The organism is Nocardia sp. NPDC050712 (assembly GCF_040654295.1).
In the GTDB taxonomy this organism is placed as follows: Bacteria; Actinomycetota; Actinomycetes; order Mycobacteriales; family Mycobacteriaceae; genus Nocardia.
On sequence record NZ_JBFAHT010000003.1, the window covers coordinates 579475 to 596580 of the forward strand.

The window sequence follows — 17106 nt, forward strand, 5'->3', positions numbered from 1 at the left end:
ATTACTTTCGAAGAATGCTCAGCGCCCGTCCGCGCCCAGCGCGAGGCCGGCGATCGGAGTCGTGGTGGGCGCCGGCGAACCCCCGGCCGGTTCGACGGTCACGGCGAGGGTGTCCAGGGTGGCGAAAGCGATAACCACCGGCGTCGACGGCAGCGCGTCGAGCACCGCGGCCGAGCGGGGCGCACCGCCCGGCTGCGACAACCAGATCTGATAGGCATGGCCGGGCGGCGGCGGGGCGGCCGCGAGGAAATCCACCGCGGCGGCGCGCAGCGATTCCGAGCTGCGAATACTCAGCTCGCCCCCGGCGGTGACCGGCACCGTTCGGGCGCGCGCATCGGAACGGATCTCGATTTCCGCCACCGAGACGATCCCCGGCAGCGGTTCCCCATTCGCTCGGTACACCAGGAATCCGACACCGGCGGCGAAGGCGAGCACGAGCACGGCGGCCGCGACCAGCCGATCGAGGCGAAAGACCGAGCGGCAGCGGCCACTGTCGGTGCGAACGAGCTCGTCGAGCGCCGCTTTTAGTCGCACTTCCAATTCCGCGGGGGGCGGGCAGGAATCGAAGACGGTGAGTTCGGCCAGCGTTTCCCCGACCGCGGCGACCGCGGCGTCGAAACGCACCGCCGTGCGGTGGTCGGCGCGTTCCCGGCGGCGATCGATCGCGCGCCGCTCCGATTCGGAGACCGCGTCCAGCGCATAGGGATACGCGAGTTCGAGCAGGTCAGAGCGCTCGCAGCCGCCGATCATAGGTCGCCTCCGGTCAGACAGGTGGCCAGACGCTTCAGGCCGTCTCGAATTCGGGTCTTCACGGTGGACACGGGCGTACCGAGCCGCGCCGCGACCTCGCTGTAGGTGTGCCCCCCGTAGTAGGCCAGGGCGATGGTGTCGCGTTGCAGCACCGTCAGGGTGTCCAGGCAGCGCAGGACCGCCGCCTCCTCGATACTCTGCTCGACTCCCTCGACGACAACGTCGTAGTCGCGGCCCAGATGCAAGCGGCTGTAAGTGTTCTCCCGGCTCGCAGCGGACCGCTCCCCTCTGATTCTGTCCACGGTTCTGCGGTGCGTCAGCATCAGCAGCCACCCCATCGGGCTCGATTGCGTCTTGTCGTAGCGGTCGGCCAGCATCCACACCTGCAGATACACCTCCTGGGTGATCTCCTCGGCGGTCGCGCGGTTGCCCAGCATCCGCAGGGCCAGCCCGTAGACGCGGTGGCTGGTGAGCCGGTAGAGGTCGGTGAAGGCGGCGCGATCGCCCTCGCCCACCGCGACCAGCACGGTGACCAGGCGACGGGTCAGCTCGTCGTCCGGTTCCGGGCGCGGCGGACAGGTCGGGCCGGCGGCGACCTGCACCAGGCCGGGCAGCGCCGGGAAGCCCTCGGGGTCGGTCACGCGGCCACCCGAGGTGCCCCTCCAAACGTGGTAGCCGAGAACGGAACTCGTGGCGTCGGCATTATCCCCTCGCCTCCTGACGGCGTCCGGTGCGTAAATGACCATGGTGTTATATGTCCGTTTTTTCGATGCCGCGGGCGATACGTATAGAAGGATTTCGCCCCCCTGCCCCGTTTGGATGGGTCCGGCGCGATGAATTCTCGGCACGCAGGTACCGGATGAGCACCGAGAGCGTCTCGCTCAGACCCGGCATCCGGCCGGTTCGCGCGCTGTGTGTACCGCCCCAGATCACGGCCTTCGCGTCGAACCCGCCCGTCAGGCCCGCCGCCGCCGTGAGCACGACCACGACGACCGCGGCCACGACGGCCAGCGCCGCCACGAAGGCGTGCCGCGTCGACTTCATCGTCGGTTCGTCTCCTGTCGCCTTTCCCATCCGGTCACCGGCCGAGGTCGGGTGCTAGCCGGCCGGTGACCTTCAGGCGGGCATGACGCCCGAAAAGAGGTTCGGTCAGAATCGACCGGAGGTTTGGTCCGAGGGAAACGAAGTTGACCGGCGTAGTGCCTGGTCTGATAGAGTCGCGAGCGCACAAGACGCACTGCCGATGTAGTTCAATGGTAGAACTTCTGCTTCCCAAGCAGACAGCGCGGGTTCGATTCCCGTCATCGGCTCCACCGAGAATCATTCTCCACCAATCTCGGACGACATATTTGTTTCGAGTTCGAGGAGTCCGGCAGTTCGTGATCGTCGCCTCGAAACAACCCTTTCCACTATCGCGCCCCAGCTCTACCAGCGACGCCGAAGTGATCCGGTCCAACGATTGGTCGGCCTTTCAGGCCCTGACCACTATCGAAGATCATTGGGCGCCCGGGTCGCCGGAGCCGGACGGCTACTACTGGCAGCTGAAGATGTCCGATCCCCCGCTGGTCGACCTGGCGTCGCGCTGTCAGCGCGATCTCGCCAATGACGTGCTGGACCCGGCCCCGCTGGCGGGGCTGCATCTGCCCGTACTGCATGTCGGCCGGGCCGACGAGGTGAGCGACGAGCAGGTCACGGCCATCGCCGAGGCCGGCCGCCGAGCCGCGGCCGCGGTGCGGCCGTTCCGGCTCAGCGTCGGCCCGTTGACCGGTTCGCGCAGCGCGCTGCGGCTCTCGGTCACACCCTGGGATCCGCTGCTCGACCTGCATCAGCGGTTGCGGGCCGCCACCGCGCCGCACCAGCCGGCCGAGCCGGCCGAAACCGCCGACTTCCGGCCGCATCTCGGGGTCGGCTACTTCAACCGGCAGCTGGACCCGCAGGGGTTGCTCGCCGCGGTGGGCCCGCTGCGCGCGCTGCCTCCCGTGACGGTCCGGGTGCAGCAGATCCAGCTCGTCGAACTGCGCCGGGTCGGGCGCGAATACCAGTGGCGTGATCGCGCGGTCGTCCCGCTCGGCTGATCGCCGCCTACTTCTGCACCCGCGCCACATCACTGAAACCGTCGATGCCCAGTTCCGCGCCGATCGCGGCGACGGCGTCGACGAGGGTGCGGTCGCCCAGCTGCGGCCAGCCCTTCAACGGGATCGGGCCGCCGACCTGCTCGCGCAGTTCGCAGACGTATTCGTCGATGTAGCGGATGGCGGTGCCGAGGGTGACGGTGTCGCCGCGAAAGTTGACGAAGGTTTCCTCGAGCGCCATGGTTGTGCCTCCTGGGTTGCGGTTGATGAGCGCTTGCACATCGAGACGGAAGGCGGGCATATCGATGCCGGCCGGGTCGATCTTGCCCTCGCTGCTGTACTCGCGATGGGCGACGCAGTCACCGGCATCGCGGCCGAGATGCCGCAGGATCGCGGCGCAGCCGCGCTTGTAGGCGTCGAGTTGCACTGGGGTCCAGTCGGATCCGTCGCCGCGCGAGACCGCCTCGATGCCGATCACGTGATAGTTGGCGTTGTCGGTGGGCCAGCCGGGCCACGAGCCGCGGCCCGCGTGCCAGCACACACCCGCGGCGATCACCCGATAGGTCCCGTCCCGCTCGAGCACCAGTTGCGCCAGCGGGCCCGGCAGGTCGGGGCGCCCGTATTGGACGATGCGCCAGTCATTTTCGCCACCGCCCGCGGTGTGATGGCACAGCACGCCGCGGATGTCGGCGAAGTCGCCGTGGCCGCGGTCGCGCCAGCCGTCGTGTTCGAGCACGCGCAGGCCTTCGGCGCGTAGGACATCGGCCAACCAGAGCGGGTCACTCATGCGCTTGCCTCCTCGATCGGTTCGTCGTACCGAGATCGGCCAGCACGCTACCCCGCGGAGCTATGAATCCCGCTGCATTGCAGTGGCTTCCGTGTTTCTATTCGCTCTGCGCCCAGGCGGCCACCGGCAGCACCAGGTAGATGCCGAATTCGCCGAGGCCGGTGGCCGATTCGAGCGCCTCGTGCAGGGCGTCGACACGGTCCTGGCGATCGGCCGCGCGGCTCTCGAAGAACTTGGAGCGGATCTCGATGACGGCGTCCAGGCCGCTGCGGTCGAACGGGCCGAGCGGGCGGAAGCGGATTTCCACGTCACCGGGCTGGAGATCACCGTCGTAGGGTTCCTCGGGGCAGGCGACGGCGAGCGAGACCAGGTGCGGCAGTTGGTCGGCCAGCTTGCGCAGGGTGGCTTCGGGGACATGGGGCGCGTAGGTCACCTCGACTAGGGGCACCATCCCCAGCGTAGTGAGCGGGGCCGGTTGTCGGTGCCCGCGGTTACAGTCCTGATGTGGCATCGCATTATTCGTTCGCAGCCGAGGTGTGGGAACACCCGAGCATGGGAGCCTGGCATTTCGTCTCCCTGCCCGAGGCCATCGCCGACGAGATCGAGGATCTGCACGCGCACCGGGCCAACGGGTTCGGCGCGGTGCGCGTCGATGTGACGATCGGCGCTACCCGCTGGTCGACCTCCGTGTTCCCGGACAAGACCCGCGGCACGTATGTCCTGCCCGTGAAGAAGCCGGTGCGCACCGCGGAGAAGCTGGCGGCCGGGTCGCTGGCGCAGGTCGAATTCGTCGTCGCGGTCTAGCGGTTCACAGATCCATCGCCGCGCGCAGCGCGGTGTCGACGCGGTCGAGCACGTCGGCGGGCAGCTCATCGACGCGCTCGGCGAGCCAGTCGCGGTAGATGCGGCCGATATTGCCCGCGTGCACCCAGCCGTGGCCGGGGAGCGTCACCGCGAGGATGTCGCGCGGATCCTCCTCGAGCACCTCGGCGGCGATCAGCCAGCGCCGCGGCGAATCATGAATGCCGTCGCTGCTGATCAGGACGATGGTGCGGCGCCGGGTGGAGCCGTGCGGGTGATAGGTCCACAGTTCACCCCTGCGCACGCATCGCCTTTTCAGCGGCGGCCAGTTCCGCTTCGTCGGCCGCGGCTTCGGCGCGCACGTCCGGCAGCGGGCCGACGCCGGTGCGCACCGCTTCGCGCCGGGCGGCCTTCGAGATCCAGGCCGAGGGGGACATGCCGGCGCGGGCCGCGGCCTGTTCGGCGTAGGACCAGGCCGCCTCGTCGAGGGAGAGCGTGACCTTACGTGTTGCCATACCTTTTATCGTACCGACGAACAGCGTTCCTGCCATACGATATTGTTGGCCTACTGCCAGTAAGGGAAGTGCGGGGTCGTGAGCATGACGTTGAATCATCACCGGGTCGGCGCGGGCGAACCACTGGTGCTGGTGCACGGGGTCGGCAGCCGCTGGCAGGTGTGGGAGCCGATCATCGGCACGCTCGCCGAGTCCTTCGAGGTGATCGCGGTCGACCTGCCCGGCTTCGGCGGCTCCGCACCGCTCCCCCGCACCACGGTCGACACCCTGACCGACGCGCTCGCGGATTTTCTTGCCGCCCAGGGCATCCAGCGCCCGCACCTGGCCGGTAACTCGATGGGCGGCCTGATCACACTGAACCTCGCGGCCCGCGGGCCGGCCCGGTCGGTGACCGCGTTTTCGCCGATCGGGTTCTGGGACAAGGCCGGTCGGATCTGGTGCCAGCAGTCGCTCGGCCGATCACGCGGCCTACTCGGGCCGCTGGGGCCCGTGATGCCGAAAATCCTCGGCACGGCCGCCGGGCGCACGGTGTTCCTGACCCTGGTCTTCGGCAAGGCCTGGGCGGTCGACCCGCAGATCGCGATCGACACCGCCAACGGCGCGCAAGTGCCCGGCTTCCAGCCCGCCCTGGACTCTTTCGCCGACGCACGGTTGCCCGATCTCGCCGCACTGGCGGACCTGCCCGTCACCATCGCCTGGGGCAACCGCGACATCCTGCTCACCTACCTCACCCAGAGCCGGCGCGCGAAAGCCGCGCTGCCCGGCGCGACTCACGTCACCCTGCGCGGTAGTGGCCACACCCCGTTCTACGACGATCCGGCCGCCTGCGCACAGGCCATTCTCGACACCGCCGGGTAGCTCACAGGTCGCGCGCGATGGTGAGGGTCGCGGGGTCGGCGGTGCCGAGCAGGATGCGGACCGCGGTCGTCCAGCGCTGCCGCAGGATTCGGTTCTCCGCCACCGCGCCGGTGAGCAGGGCGCGCATCGCCAGGCCGGTCATGATCTCGATGGTGAACTGAGTGATCGTCGGCACGCGCGGGTCATCCGGGAATTCGGCGCGGAAGATGTCGCGAATGCTGGTGTGCATCAACTCGAACAGGCGGTACTCCAGCGGCAGGAAGGCGGCCAGCAACTCCGGATCGGTGCGCGCGCCCACCCAGATCTCCAGGGCGGCAAGGAAGGACGGACCGCTGAGCATGCCCATGGTCAGCTCCACGGCGACATCCAGCCGGTCGGCGGCGGCCGGGATCGCCTCGAATTCCCGGGTCAGCTGGTCCAGGCGACGGGCCGCCAGGTGCTCGACGGCGCCCGCGAGCAGGTCGGCCTTGGTCGGGAAGTGATGCTGCAGGGTGCCGCGGGGCACGCCCGCGCGCTTCTGCACCGCCAAAGTGGTTGTGCCCGAATAGCCGTCGTCGACCAGACTCTGCACGGCCGCGTCCAGGAGCCGGGTGCGCATGCGCGCCGTGCGCTGCGCCTGCGTCTCCCGGACGCGCGTCGTCATCGGATCAGCGCCCCTGCCACTGCGGTTCGCGCTTCTGCGCGAAGGCCAGCGCGCCCTCGGCCGCGTCCTTGGAAAACAGTGCGGGCAGCGCGATTTCACCCTGCTTGGCGAACGCCTCCGCCGAATCCCAGTCCGGCGACTCGTCGATGATGCGCTTGCTCGCGGCCACCGCCAGCGGTGCGGCGGCGGCGATCTCGGCGGCCATCGCCAGCGCGCCCGCGAGCGCACCGCCCGGCTCGGTGAGCCGGTTGATCAGCCCCAGCCGGTAGAGCCGTCCGGCGCCGATTCGCCCGCCGGTCAGGGCCAACTCGGCGGCCATGCTGCGCGGCAGCCGCTGGGTCAGGCGCAGCACGCCGCCGCCGACCGCGACCAGGCCGCGCTTCACCTCGGGAATGCCGAACTGCGCGTTCTCGGCGGCGACGATCAGGTCACCGGCGAGCGCCAGCTCGAATCCGCCGGCCAGCGCGAAGCCTTCGATCGCCGAGATCATCGGCTTGGCCGGTGGCTTCGCGGTGATGCCGAGCGGGCCGCGCTTCTGGGTCATCGGCATCTCGCCCTTGGACGCGGCGACGAGATCCATTCCGGCGCTGAACGTCTCACCGGCGCCGGTCAGCACCAGCACCCGGGCGGCGTCGTCGGCCTCGAACTCGTCGATCGCGGTCTCGATGGCCTGCGCGGTGGCCAGGTTGATGGCGTTGCGGGCCTCGGGGCGGTTGATGGTCAGCACGGTGATCGCGTCGCGCCGTTCGACCAATACCAAGTCGGACATGGGTTTCCTCTCAGATCAGGGTGAGCTTGTCGGCGGCGGCGATCTCGGCGCGCGCACCGATCGGATCGCCGTCGGTGAACGCGGTGACGGTGCCCGCATCCGAGGCCCGCACCAGTATGCGGGCGCCCGCGGGGTTCAGGGCGCTGATCACGACAGCTTCCGGTTCGTCCCCGCCGTCCCAGCTCTTGCGGTAGGCGACGGTGTAGGCCTCGACCGTGGCGGGGCCGGTGTATCCGGGCGCAACTTCGCGCCGCGCCGTAGGCACCTCGGCCTCGATCGAACGGAACAGGCGCGCAGGCGGTTTCGCCGAGTAGACGCCGACCCCGTGCTTGGTGATGTACCAGCCGAGCGCGGTGGTGAGCCCGTGATCGGTGGGATGCTCGCGAAGCCGCCCGACCATGGTCGCGATGGAGTGCGTCGTGTAGTTGTTGCCCGCGCCGCCCGCGAAGGTGAGCCCGCCGGTGACCGAGAGCGGCCGGGCCGGATCGTCGATCGGCAGACCCAGCGCCTCGGCCGCGACCTGCACCGCGATCGGGAAGCAGGAGTACAGGTCGATATGGGCCACGTCGTCGATCCCGAGGCCCGCGTGGCCCAGCGCCGCCTGCCCGGCCGCGGCGATCGCCGGCGACGCGCTCAGGTCCGCGCGCTCGGTGACGAACCATTCGTCGGTCGCGGTCGCGCCGCCGTGCGGGAAGATCCAGCGGTCCCGCGGCACGCCGGCCGCGTCGGCGGCGGCGGCGCTGCACACGATCAGTCCCGCGCCCAGGTCGACGGTGAGGTTCGCGATCAGCAGCTTCGGATAGGGCGTGGACACCATCCGGTTCGCCGCCGAGGGCGTGGTCAGATCCGCGGCCGTACGCGCGGCGGGCTGCCACGCGTACGGATTGCCGACCGCGACCTCCGAGAGCCGCGACCACAGCCCGCCGATCCGGGCGCGATGCTCGGCCACGCCGAGCCCGAGCCGGGCCCGCAGCGCGGACTCCATCAGCGCGTAGAAGTAGACCGGCCCCCACAACCCGGCCGCGGTCTCCATCTCGGTGTTGGGCCCGCGCTCGGAACCGATGATCTCGCAGCCGGTTTCGTCCTGCTCGGGCCAATCCACCGGCGTGCCCGCCCGTTTCGCGGCGTTCCAGGAGGCGACGGCCTCGGCGCCGGTGATCAGGGCGACCTCGGACCGACCGTCGGCGATGGCCTGGGCGACGGTGTTGAGCAGGCGCTGCGGTGCGTCACCGCCGAAACGGGCGGACTGCACGGTGCGCTTGGGCGCGGCCCCGAGTTCCGCGGCGACCAGCGCGCCGAGATCGGGGTAGGGCTTGCTGACCGAGGCGGTGGCGGCGATCAGATCGGCCGAGCGGAGCAGCCGGTCACCGGCGCCGCTGTCGGCTCCGGCCCGGCGCAACGCCTCGGCGGCGAGTTCGACCGGACCCGGTAATCCCGGCTCCCCGGATCGGTGCACGACCTGGCCCGCACCGACGAGAACCGGTGTGCGCGGGTCCATTCCGGCTGGCAGCATTGTTCCTCCGCTCCATTTCCCGTCAGCACTGACGGGAACTGACCTCGATTAGAACAGAGTCCGGTCCGGCCTGGCAATGGTCCGGACGCCGGAACTGACCGCTGGGTAAGATCCGGGCATGAGCTCCAATATCGCGCTGCGGTTCGACGGCGACCGGGCCTATGTCGCCCTCGACCGGCCCGGCAAGCACAACGGCCTGACCCTCGAGATGCTCAGCGGATTGATCGACGCCGCACATGACATCGCCGCGAACAAGGACGTCCGCGCGGTCATCCTGACCGGAAACGGACCCAGTTTCAGCAGCGGACTGGACGTCGCCAAGGCCACCAGCGATCTGCTGGCGATCGTGCGCGCCTTCGTGCCGCTGCCCTGGCGCGGCACCAACACCTTCCAGGAGGCCTGCTGGGCCTGGCGGCGCCTGCGGGTGCCGGTGATCGCGGCCGTGCACGGCCGCTGCTTCGGCGGCGGCTTGCAGATCGCGCTGGCCGCCGATGTCCGCTTCGCCGCCCCGGACGCGGAGTTCTCGATCATGGAGGCCAAGCACGGCCTAGTGCCCGACATGACCGGCGCCGCCTCACTGTCCCAGCTCATCGGCATCGACAAGGCCCTGCTGCTGACCATGACCGCCGACGTGGTGGACGCCGACTACGCCGCGCGCATCGGATTGGTCACCGAGGTCACCGCCGACCCGCTCGCGGCCGCGGAGCAACTGGCCGACCGCATCGCGGCCCGCTCCCCGCACGCGGTGGCCGGGGCCAAGCGCCTGTTCGACCGCTCCTGGGCGGCCTCGGCGCGACGAACCTTCGCCGTGGAGCGCGCCACCCAGCTGCCGCTCATCCTGCGCCTGGCCCGGGGTGCGAGCAAACAATAGGCACACATATTCATACCAATTTCGCATGATGGTGATGCCCGCCACAATTCACTGAAGCGCGACTGTTAGCATTCCGGTCGATTTGCCAGCCAGTCGAAATGTGCGCGAGACACATAGCGAGGTCTGTGTCGGCGTGCCCGCTTCGGCGTGATCCGGAGGGCTTCACCGACTTGCACAGGACCGCTTCGATACTGCTGTCGACAGTCGCGGGTGCCACGGCCTTGCTCCTAACGGTCACTGCCCCGGCCGCGGCAAACCCCAACGCCATCAATCCGATTCCGGTGCTGAACGGCACCAACGGCCTGCCGCAACTGCCCGGGCGGACCAAGGCCGTCTTCCAGGTGACGGGCATGGCCAGCCCCAACAGCACCCACAACTACAACGTGCTCGGCACCGACCTGGGCATCATGTGGGACAACGGCCGCGGCGAAATGCTGACCGCCTTCGGCGATACCGCGGGCATCGGTTTCCCCAATCTGCTGGCCGGCAGCACCTGGGCGTGGCGCAGCAATATTCTGGTGCGCAGCCATACCCAGAACCCGGTCAACGGGATCTATTTCGACAGCGTGGTCCGGGACGTGTTCGGGCAGGCGCGCGATCTGGTCGCCAGCCCGAAGATCCCGTTCCTGGAGATCAGCCGCATTCCGACCGCGGGTATCGCGGCGGGCGGCGCCCAGTACATGAGCCTGATGTCGGTGGCCAGCTGGGACGACGTCGGCCAGTGGACCACCAATTACTCCGGGCTCGCCGTCTCCGGCGACAACGGGGAGACCTGGCTCGAGTTGCCCGGCACCCGCCGGCCCAACGAGGGCGGCCACGCCAACTTCCAGATGAACGCCTTCCTGAAGAGCGGCGGCTTCGTCTACGAATACGGCACCCCGGACGGGCGCGACAACCCGGCCTTCGTCGCCCGGGTGACCGAGGACGCGATCGGCGACCTCGGCGCCTACGAGTACTGGGACGGCGAGCACTGGAAGCGCGGTGACGTCAACGCGGCGGCGCCGATCATGGGCAACGTCGGCGAACTGTCGGTGATGTGGAACGACTATCTCGGGCAGTTCATTTCGCTGACCACCGACCCGTTCAACTCGGTCGTCATGCGCCGTGCGCCCGCGCCGGAAGGTCCGTGGAGTGGACCCGAGGTGCTCATCGACACCCGCGAACTGCCCACCGCCTACGCGCCGTCGATCTTCCCGTACCAGACCGGGCGGGACCTGTACTTCATGACGACGGTGCACACCCAGTACAACGTGCTGCTGATGCGCACCACGCTCTGAGACACACGCACAACGGCGGCCGCCTCCACTTGGAGGCGGCCGCCGTTGTATTTCCACCGAGGTCAGGCCGGGCAGGAGCCGGACTCGGGCAGCCGGAGATCGAGGAAGTACTGATCGGCGGCGTTTCTCGTGCAGGCGGTGCGGTCGTAGATGCCGTGGCCCCAGCCGTCATAGCTGAGCAGGGTGGCGCGCGGGGTCTGGGCCGCGACCTGGACCGCCCATTCGTGCGGCGTGGCGGGGTCGTGGCGGGAGTTGAGAATCAGTGTCGGCGAGCCGTTTTCGATGCGCGGCAGATGCGGCGGGTTCTTCGGGGCCACCGGCCAGCCGGAGCACAGGCTCGCCGCGCCCCAGGCGAAGTGGGCGCGCAGCGTGGGCGCATTGCTCTGCTGTCCGCGCCAAAGCTGCTGCCACTGGTCCTGATTCGCGATATCGAACTGCCAGTCGGAGCAGAAGATGATCGGCGGCAGGGCCGCGGGTTCCCCGGTACGCCGCGGAATCGCCGGCAAGGTGGCGGGTCCGCGGGTGGTGGCGGCCAGCGCCTGGAGGTCCTTGGCCAGGTCGTCCCACTGCGGGCCGTACAGCCGCTGGGTCACCTTCGCGCTCAGGTCCAGCGGCGCGAGGGGCGCGCCGGTGACATCACGGAGTTCACCGCGAGCGGCGGCGGTGAACAGCTCGCCGTAGGTCGCGGCCACATCGGTCCCGTGCAGGACACAGCGTTCTTCGCGCGCGCACCAGGAGCGGAATTCGGCGAACGTGTCTTCGCCCGCACGGGCTTCGCTAGCCAGGAAGTCCGCGCCACCGAGGCTGTGATCGTCCACGCTGTCGAGCACCGAACCGCGCAGGTGCTGGGGGAACAGTTCGGCGTATCGCTGCGCGGGCATGGTTCCGTACGACCGGCTGTAGAGATTGATCTGCTGCTCCCCCAGCGCGACTCGCAGCGCCTCGATATCGCGCGCCACACTCTCGGCGTCGAGATGGTCCAGCAGCGGCCCGGTGTACTCCCGGCAGCTGGCCGCGAGATCCCGTGCGTAGGCGTGCACCTCTTCGAGGCGGCCGCCGCCGTCGGGCACCAGGTTCGGCCGCCCCAGGGCCAGTCCCTTGTCGCAGCGCACCGGATGACTGCGCTTCACCCCGCGCGGATCGATGCTGACGATGTCGAACCGCTGCCGCAGCTCCGCGCTGAATCCCGGTGTGTTCTGCAGGATTTGGTCGACTCCGGACCCGCCCGGCCCACCGGGCAGCGAGATCAGGGTCCCGGCCCGGTCCGCGCCGTCGGCCCGGTCCCGGATCACCGCCACCTCGATGGCGCCGGCATCCGGCGCCGACCAGTCGATCGGCACCGGCAGCTTCGCGCACTCGAAATCGGCGTTCTCGGCACAGGGTTGCCAGGCCACGGACGGTTCCGGGACCGCGGCGGCGCTGCACGCGGTGAGCACCCCGGCACTCAGGGCGAGCGCGGCGGCTAGGAGCTTGCGGGATAACGACATTCACCAATGATCGAGTCGCTGGACGCCGAGCGGCATCACGCCTGCGAGGGAGCCGGGGTCACTCCGCAGTACTGGACCTCGCGCGCCGAGAGCTGGACGAATCGGCTGTCTCCGGACTTCGCCGCTCGAGCTGTCTGCGCGCGACCCATAGACTTCCTGGCATGGAAGCGGCCGATTGGGACGCGCGGTACGCGCAGAGTGAGCTGGTCTGGGGTGCGCCGCCGAACAGCACCGTCGTCGAGCACGTGTACGGGATGGAGCGCGGCATCACCCTGCGGCCCGACACACCCGGCGGCGAACTGCCCGAACATCCCCGTGCGCTGGACCTGGCCTGTGGCGAGGGCCGCAACACGCTGTGGCTGGCGACACACGGCTGGCAGGTGGACGCGGTCGACTACTCCCAGGTGGGCATAGACAAGGGGCGCACGGTCGCGACGCGGCTGTCGCGCTCGGTGCGGAGCCGGATCGGCTGGCACTGCGCCGACGTCACCGACCTCGCGGCCGCGGGCATCACCGGCCCCTACGAGCTGGTGCTGATGGTGTTTCTGCACCTGCCCGCGGAGCAGCGGCGCACGGTCCTGCGCTATGTCGCCGACCTGCTCGCACCCGAGGGCACGCTGCTCATCCTCGGGCACGACAGCATAAATCTCACCGAGGGCTACGGCGGCCCGCAGGATCCGTCCATCCTCTTCACCCCGGGCGACATCGCCGCGGATCTGGGGCCGGCGGCCGACCGCATCCGGATCCGCCACGCCGACCGCGTCCACCGGCCGACCGAGGGGCGCGACGCCATCGACGCCCTGGTCCTGGCCACCCGGCCCGCTCCCGAATCGGCCGTCGAACCGGCGTAGGCGGCTACTTCGACCAGCGGCGCAGCCACGGTTCGACAGTGGCCTGGATGGTCTCGAACCCGGTGCGGAACGAGTGCGGCTGACCGGGGATCACCCGGACTTCGGCGGCGTCGGCCGGGTCCGGTATCCCGAACGGGTCGCTGCCGCCGCTGACGACCACCACCGGAATCTTTCCCGCCGCCAGCAGCTCGTCCCGCCGCGATTTCTCCGGCTTACCGGGCGGATGCAGCGGAAATGAGAGCGCGATCACCCCGCTGGCGCGCACCTCGAGCGCCGTCCGGCAGGCCACCCGGGCCCCGTTGCTGCGGCCACCCTGGATCAGCGGCGGGGTTTTGACCTTCTTACGCAGTGCGGCGACGATCTCCAGCCAAGCCTCGTCCTGCTTGATCGCCGAGCCGGGTGCCCGGCGTCCGGCGAGCCGGTAGGGCTGGGTCACCAGCGCCACCGCCCCGCCCAGGCCGAGAGCCGTATCCCGCACGGCCACAATGTCTTTCGCGTCGACTCCGCCGCCGGAGCCGTGCGTCAGCAGCAGCAGGAAGGCCGGGGAACGCGGCTTGTCGAGCTCGATCTCGGCCGGTCCCGCGCTCGTCTCGATATGCACAGCTCACCGTAACCGTTCAGCACTACTCGTTCCTTCAACCAGGGGCAATGCGCCGCAGTGTCTTTCACGTCACATTGCCCGCTCGAGCCTTTGCCGTGCTGATTACTCACCGGTAATATGGTCCGTAAGTTACCCGCGAGTAGCAAGCCGCACAACGGGCGGGAACGGCTGACACCGACCGCACCCCGACTCAATGGAGAGTGAGACAGACATGGGTCACTACAAGAGCAACGTCCGCGACCTCGAATTCAACCTCTTCGAGCTGCTCGAGCTGGGTTCGCTCCTGGACAGCGGCGCCTACGGCGACCTGGACAGCGACACCGTCAAGGAGATGCTGAACGAGGTGCGTCGCCTGGCCGAGGGCCCGCTCGCCGATTCCTTCGTCGACGGTGACCGCAACCCGCCGGTCTTCGACCCGAACACCCACACCGTCACCCTCCCCGAGTCCTTCAAGAAGTCCTACAAGGCGCTCGAGGATGCCGGCTGGGCCAAGGTTCCGGTCCGCGAGGAGCTCGGCGGCCTGGGCGCCCCGAGCGTCGTCGGCTGGGCCCTGGGCGAGATGATCCTGGGCGCCAACCCGCCCGCGCAGATGTACGCCGCCGGCTCCGGGTTCACCGAGGTCTTCTACAACAACGGCACCGAAGAGCAGAAGAAGTGGTCGCAGATCATCGCCGACCGCAACTGGGGCGCCACCATGGTGCTGACCGAGCCGGATGCCGGCTCCGACGTCGGCGCCGGCCGCACCAAGGCGATCAAGCAGGAAGACGGCTCCTGGCACATCGAGGGCGTCAAACGCTTCATCACCTCGGGTGACTCCGACGATCTGTTCGAGAACATCATGCACCTGGTGCTGGCCCGCCCCGAGGGCGCCGGCCCCGGCACCAAGGGCCTGTCGCTGTTCTACGTGCCGAAGTGGCACTTCGACTTCGACACCCAGACCAAGGGCGACCGCAACGGCGTCTTCGTCACCAATGTCGAGCACAAGATGGGCATCAAGGTCTCGGCCACCTGTGAGGTCACCTTCGGCGGCCACGGTGTGCCCGCCAAGGGCTGGCTGGTCGGCGAGGTGCACAACGGCATCGCGCAGATGTTCGACGTCATCGAGAACGCGCGCATGATGGTCGGCACCAAGGCCATCGCGACCCTGTCCACCGGTTACCTGAACGCGCTGGATTACGCCAAGCAGCGCGTCCAGGGTGCGGATCTGACCCAGATGACCGACAAGGCCGCCCCGCGCGTCACCATCACCCACCACCCGGACGTGCGTCGTTCGCTGGCCCTGCAGAAGGCCTACGCCGAGGGCCTGCGCTCGATCTACCTCTACACCGCCGCGCACCAGAACGACGACATCGCCCAGCTGGTGTCCGGTGCCGACAAGGACCTGGCCTTCCGGGTCAACGATCTGCTGCTGCCGATCGTCAAGGGTGTCGGCTCCGAGCGCGCCTACCAGTACCTGACCGAATCGCTGCAGACCTTCGGTGGCTCCGGCTTCCTGCAGGACTACCCGATCGAGCAGTACATCCGCGACGCCAAGATCGACTCGCTGTACGAGGGCACCACCGCCATCCAGGCGCAGGACTTCTTCTTCCGCAAGATCGCCCGTGACCGCGGCGTCGCGCTGGCCCACGTGGCCGGCCAGGTGCAGAAGTTCATCGAGTCGGAGGCCGGCAACGGTCGCCTGAAGGCCGAGCGCAAGCTGCTGGCCACCGCGCTCGAGGATGTCCAGGCCATGGCCGCCACCCTGACCGGGCACCTGATGGGCGCCCAGCAGGATTCGGCCGAGCTCTACAAGGTCGGCCTGGGTTCGGTGCGCTTCCTGATGTCGGTCGGTGACCTGCTCATCGGCTGGCAGCTGCTGCGCGGCGCCGAGGTCGCCATCAAGGCCCTGGACAACGGCTCGGACGAGGCGTTCTACCACGGCAAGGTCGCCACCGCGCAGTTCTTCGCGCGCAACGTCCTGCCGGAGCTCACCTCCACCCGCGCCATCCTGGCGAACCTGGACAACGACATCATGGAGCTGGACGAAGCCGCTTTCTGAGGCTTGTGAACACAACCGAATAGTCGACAGCGCGGCCTGGGATTCGTCCCGGGCCGCTCTGCGTTCCCCGGATTCGAGGGTCGCAGCAGGCAGAATGATCCTGCTGACCGTGCGCGCCATCAGAAGGGGAGTCGTCCGGATGAACCGATCGCTGTCTGCACTGGCCAAAACCGGTGCCTGTGTTGCCGCTCTAGCCCTCGTGATCACCAGCCCCGCGACCGCCGATCCCAACAACATCAACCCGATCCCGGTGCTCAACGGCTGGCAGGGGCTCCCGAAGCTGCCCGGCCCGACCCAGGCCGTCTTCCAGATGACCGGCATGGACAGCCCGAACCGGACGCAGAACGTCAACATGATCGGCACCGACCTCGGCATCATGTGGGACGACGGCGGCGGCCGCATGATCACCGCGTTCGGCGACAGCGCGGGTCTGGGTATGCCCAATCTGCTGGCGGGCAGCTGGTGGGCGTGGAGCTCGAACACGCTGTTCCGCAGCAGCACTCAGGATCCGTCCAACGGCATCTACTTCGACAGCGTGGTGCCCAATCCGTTGCCGAGCCCCAAGATTCCCGGCATCGAGATCAGCCTCATTCCGACCGCGGGCATCTCGGTGGGCGGGGTGCAATACATGAGCATGATGTCGGTGCGGGAATGGCTCGACCATGGCAAGTGGGCCACCAATTTCTCCACCCTCGCCGTCTCCGGTGACGGCGGGCAGAGCTGGGCGCAATTGCCGACCACTCGGCGCGGGAATGTCGACGGCTTCGAGAATTTCCAGCAGAACGCCTTCCTCAAGCACGGCGGCTACGTCTACCGGTACGGCACGCCCGGCGGCCGCGACAATCCCGGATTCGTCTCGCGCGCACACGAACCCGATATCGCCAATCTCGACGCCTACGAGTATTGGGACGGCGGGGCGTGGAAGCCCGATGTGAAAGCCTCGGCTCCTATCGTGGGCGGCGTGGCCGAACAGTCGGTGATGTGGAACCAGCATCTCGGCCAGTTCGTCATGACGACCACGGACCCGGCCAATTCTGTGGTGCTGCGCACCGCACCCGCGCCGGAAGGCCCGTGGAGCGAACCGCGGGTGCTCATCGCGGCCGGTGAACTGCCCACCGCCTACGCCCCGATGATCTTCCCGTATCAGACCGGCAGTGATTTGTACTTCATGCTCACCGTGCACAGCCAGTACAACGTGATACTCATGCGCACCCCCCTGTGAACACCTGGGGATGAACAGAAGCGGCCCGGATTACTCCGGGCCGCTTCTGTT

At 68.8% G+C, this 17106-nt stretch carries 20 protein-coding genes and 1 tRNA gene; 9 read left to right on the forward strand and 12 right to left on the reverse strand.

The genetic code is table 11. The features are described from left to right. Window positions 1-18: 18 nt before the first annotated feature. From AB0H76_RS23095 to AB0H76_RS23105, 3 genes are all read right to left on the reverse strand, one after another. The gene (locus AB0H76_RS23095; RefSeq protein WP_357327493.1) at window positions 19-750 is read right to left on the reverse strand and encodes an anti-sigma factor; all 732 of its coding nucleotides are present in this window, start codon (window positions 748-750) and stop codon (window positions 19-21) included. Beyond that, entirely contained in the window at window positions 747-1391 is a 645-nt protein-coding gene (locus tag AB0H76_RS23100) for a sigma-70 family RNA polymerase sigma factor (protein WP_357327496.1), read from the reverse strand. The genes AB0H76_RS23095 and AB0H76_RS23100 overlap by 4 nt, the downstream gene beginning before the upstream one ends. A 109-nt stretch (window positions 1392-1500) precedes the next feature. Continuing rightward, window positions 1501-1794 carry a hypothetical protein gene (locus tag AB0H76_RS23105; RefSeq protein WP_357327498.1) on the reverse strand — a complete coding sequence of 98 codons (294 nt, stop codon included), beginning with the start codon at window positions 1792-1794 and terminating at the stop codon, window positions 1501-1503. Window positions 1795-1989: 195 nt separating this feature from the next. Between AB0H76_RS23105 and AB0H76_RS23110 the strand changes: the two genes are divergently transcribed. Both AB0H76_RS23110 and AB0H76_RS23115 read left to right on the forward strand, forming a co-directional pair. Next, a tRNA-Gly gene (locus AB0H76_RS23110) sits at window positions 1990-2063 on the forward strand. Window positions 2064-2192: 129 nt separating this feature from the next. Next, window positions 2193-2825, forward strand: a complete 633-nt coding sequence (locus AB0H76_RS23115; protein WP_357327501.1) for a 2'-5' RNA ligase family protein — start codon at window positions 2193-2195, stop codon at window positions 2823-2825. A 7-nt stretch (window positions 2826-2832) separates the two neighbouring features. Here the strand turns inward: AB0H76_RS23115 and AB0H76_RS23120 are convergent, their stop codons facing one another. Both AB0H76_RS23120 and AB0H76_RS23125 read right to left on the reverse strand, forming a co-directional pair. Continuing rightward, on the reverse strand, window positions 2833-3609 hold the full coding sequence (locus tag AB0H76_RS23120) for an N-acetylmuramoyl-L-alanine amidase (protein ID WP_357327504.1): 777 nt from the start codon (window positions 3607-3609) through the stop codon (window positions 2833-2835). Window positions 3610-3706: 97 nt separating this feature from the next. Next, the gene (locus AB0H76_RS23125; protein WP_357327507.1) at window positions 3707-4057 is read right to left on the reverse strand and encodes a hypothetical protein; all 351 of its coding nucleotides are present in this window, start codon (window positions 4055-4057) and stop codon (window positions 3707-3709) included. Between the two features lie 56 nt (window positions 4058-4113). Here AB0H76_RS23125 and AB0H76_RS23130 point away from each other — a divergent pair, with 56 nt between their 5' ends. Continuing rightward, window positions 4114-4413 (forward strand): DUF1905 domain-containing protein, encoded by a 300-nt coding sequence (locus AB0H76_RS23130; RefSeq protein ID WP_357327510.1) that lies wholly within the window; start codon window positions 4114-4116, stop codon window positions 4411-4413. Window positions 4414-4417: 4 nt separating this feature from the next. On the opposite strand, the gene AB0H76_RS23135 is transcribed toward AB0H76_RS23130, so the two are convergent. Continuing rightward, window positions 4418-4714 (reverse strand): hypothetical protein, encoded by a 297-nt coding sequence (locus AB0H76_RS23135; RefSeq protein WP_357327512.1) that lies wholly within the window; start codon window positions 4712-4714, stop codon window positions 4418-4420. Then, entirely contained in the window at window positions 4701-4925 is a 225-nt protein-coding gene (locus AB0H76_RS23140) for a hypothetical protein (protein ID WP_357327515.1), read from the reverse strand. Before AB0H76_RS23140 ends, AB0H76_RS23135 begins: the two co-directional genes overlap by 14 nt. Before the next feature lie 84 nt (window positions 4926-5009). Between AB0H76_RS23140 and AB0H76_RS23145 the strand changes: the two genes are divergently transcribed. Then, window positions 5010-5783: an alpha/beta fold hydrolase gene (locus AB0H76_RS23145; protein ID WP_357327518.1), complete on the forward strand. Its 774-nt coding sequence runs from the start codon at window positions 5010-5012 to the stop codon at window positions 5781-5783. A 1-nt stretch (window position 5784) separates the two neighbouring features. On the opposite strand, the gene AB0H76_RS23150 is transcribed toward AB0H76_RS23145, so the two are convergent. Genes AB0H76_RS23150 through AB0H76_RS23160 form a run of 3 tightly spaced genes read right to left on the reverse strand, consistent with a single transcriptional unit; the run spans window position 5785 to window position 8708 of the window. Next, window positions 5785-6426: a TetR/AcrR family transcriptional regulator gene (locus tag AB0H76_RS23150; protein ID WP_357327521.1), complete on the reverse strand. Its 642-nt coding sequence runs from the start codon at window positions 6424-6426 to the stop codon at window positions 5785-5787. Window positions 6427-6430: 4 nt separating this feature from the next. Beyond that, window positions 6431-7195, reverse strand: coding sequence for a crotonase/enoyl-CoA hydratase family protein (locus AB0H76_RS23155; RefSeq protein WP_357327524.1), 765 nt, complete (start codon window positions 7193-7195; stop codon window positions 6431-6433). Window positions 7196-7205: 10 nt separating this feature from the next. Then, the gene (locus AB0H76_RS23160) at window positions 7206-8708 is read right to left on the reverse strand and encodes an acetyl-CoA acetyltransferase (RefSeq protein ID WP_357327526.1); all 1503 of its coding nucleotides are present in this window, start codon (window positions 8706-8708) and stop codon (window positions 7206-7208) included. A gap of 130 nt (window positions 8709-8838) precedes the next feature. Here AB0H76_RS23160 and AB0H76_RS23165 point away from each other — a divergent pair, with 130 nt between their 5' ends. After that, a complete protein-coding gene (locus tag AB0H76_RS23165) occupies window positions 8839-9579 on the forward strand; it encodes a crotonase/enoyl-CoA hydratase family protein (protein ID WP_357329827.1) in 741 nt (246 codons plus the stop codon). A 170-nt stretch (window positions 9580-9749) separates the two neighbouring features. Further along, window positions 9750-10856: a DUF4185 domain-containing protein gene (locus tag AB0H76_RS23170; protein ID WP_357327529.1), complete on the forward strand. Its 1107-nt coding sequence runs from the start codon at window positions 9750-9752 to the stop codon at window positions 10854-10856. A 62-nt stretch (window positions 10857-10918) separates the two neighbouring features. Here the strand turns inward: AB0H76_RS23170 and AB0H76_RS23175 are convergent, their stop codons facing one another. After that, a complete protein-coding gene (locus AB0H76_RS23175) occupies window positions 10919-12343 on the reverse strand; it encodes an alpha/beta hydrolase (protein ID WP_357327531.1) in 1425 nt (474 codons plus the stop codon). 161 nt (window positions 12344-12504) lie between these two features. On the opposite strand from AB0H76_RS23175, the gene AB0H76_RS23180 reads away from it, so the two are divergent. Next, window positions 12505-13194, forward strand: coding sequence for a class I SAM-dependent methyltransferase (locus AB0H76_RS23180; RefSeq protein WP_357327534.1), 690 nt, complete (start codon window positions 12505-12507; stop codon window positions 13192-13194). 4 nt (window positions 13195-13198) lie between these two features. Here the strand turns inward: AB0H76_RS23180 and AB0H76_RS23185 are convergent, their stop codons facing one another. Then, complete coding sequence (locus AB0H76_RS23185) at window positions 13199-13795, reverse strand: alpha/beta family hydrolase (protein ID WP_357327537.1); 597 nt, start codon at window positions 13793-13795, stop codon at window positions 13199-13201. A gap of 211 nt (window positions 13796-14006) precedes the next feature. On the opposite strand from AB0H76_RS23185, the gene AB0H76_RS23190 reads away from it, so the two are divergent. Next, window positions 14007-15833 (forward strand): acyl-CoA dehydrogenase, encoded by a 1827-nt coding sequence (locus AB0H76_RS23190; RefSeq protein ID WP_357327540.1) that lies wholly within the window; start codon window positions 14007-14009, stop codon window positions 15831-15833. A 139-nt stretch (window positions 15834-15972) separates the two neighbouring features. After that, window positions 15973-17055 (forward strand): DUF4185 domain-containing protein, encoded by a 1083-nt coding sequence (locus tag AB0H76_RS23195; protein WP_357327543.1) that lies wholly within the window; start codon window positions 15973-15975, stop codon window positions 17053-17055. Window positions 17056-17106: the final 51 nt, after the last annotated feature.

Excerpts from the sequence above, each read along its gene's own strand:
- AB0H76_RS23160 (WP_357327526.1), bottom strand. The coding sequence starts at position 8,708 with ATGCTGCCAGCCGGAATGGACCCGCGCACACCGGTTCTCGTCGGTGCG.
- AB0H76_RS23105 (WP_357327498.1), bottom strand. The coding sequence starts at position 1,794 with ATGAAGTCGACGCGGCACGCCTTCGTGGCGGCGCTGGCCGTCGTGGCC.
- AB0H76_RS23145 (WP_357327518.1), top strand. The coding sequence starts at position 5,010 with ATGACGTTGAATCATCACCGGGTCGGCGCGGGCGAACCACTGGTGCTG.
- AB0H76_RS23140 (WP_357327515.1), bottom strand. The coding sequence starts at position 4,925 with ATGGCAACACGTAAGGTCACGCTCTCCCTCGACGAGGCGGCCTGGTCC.
- AB0H76_RS23150 (WP_357327521.1), bottom strand. The coding sequence starts at position 6,426 with ATGACGACGCGCGTCCGGGAGACGCAGGCGCAGCGCACGGCGCGCATG.
- AB0H76_RS23095 (WP_357327493.1), bottom strand. The coding sequence starts at position 750 with ATGATCGGCGGCTGCGAGCGCTCTGACCTGCTCGAACTCGCGTATCCC.
- AB0H76_RS23175 (WP_357327531.1), bottom strand. The coding sequence starts at position 12,343 with ATGTCGTTATCCCGCAAGCTCCTAGCCGCCGCGCTCGCCCTGAGTGCC.
- AB0H76_RS23180 (WP_357327534.1), top strand. The coding sequence starts at position 12,505 with ATGGAAGCGGCCGATTGGGACGCGCGGTACGCGCAGAGTGAGCTGGTC.
- AB0H76_RS23190 (WP_357327540.1), top strand. The coding sequence starts at position 14,007 with ATGGGTCACTACAAGAGCAACGTCCGCGACCTCGAATTCAACCTCTTC.
- AB0H76_RS23195 (WP_357327543.1), top strand. The coding sequence starts at position 15,973 with ATGAACCGATCGCTGTCTGCACTGGCCAAAACCGGTGCCTGTGTTGCC.
- AB0H76_RS23155 (WP_357327524.1), bottom strand. The coding sequence starts at position 7,195 with ATGTCCGACTTGGTATTGGTCGAACGGCGCGACGCGATCACCGTGCTG.
- AB0H76_RS23120 (WP_357327504.1), bottom strand. The coding sequence starts at position 3,609 with ATGAGTGACCCGCTCTGGTTGGCCGATGTCCTACGCGCCGAAGGCCTG.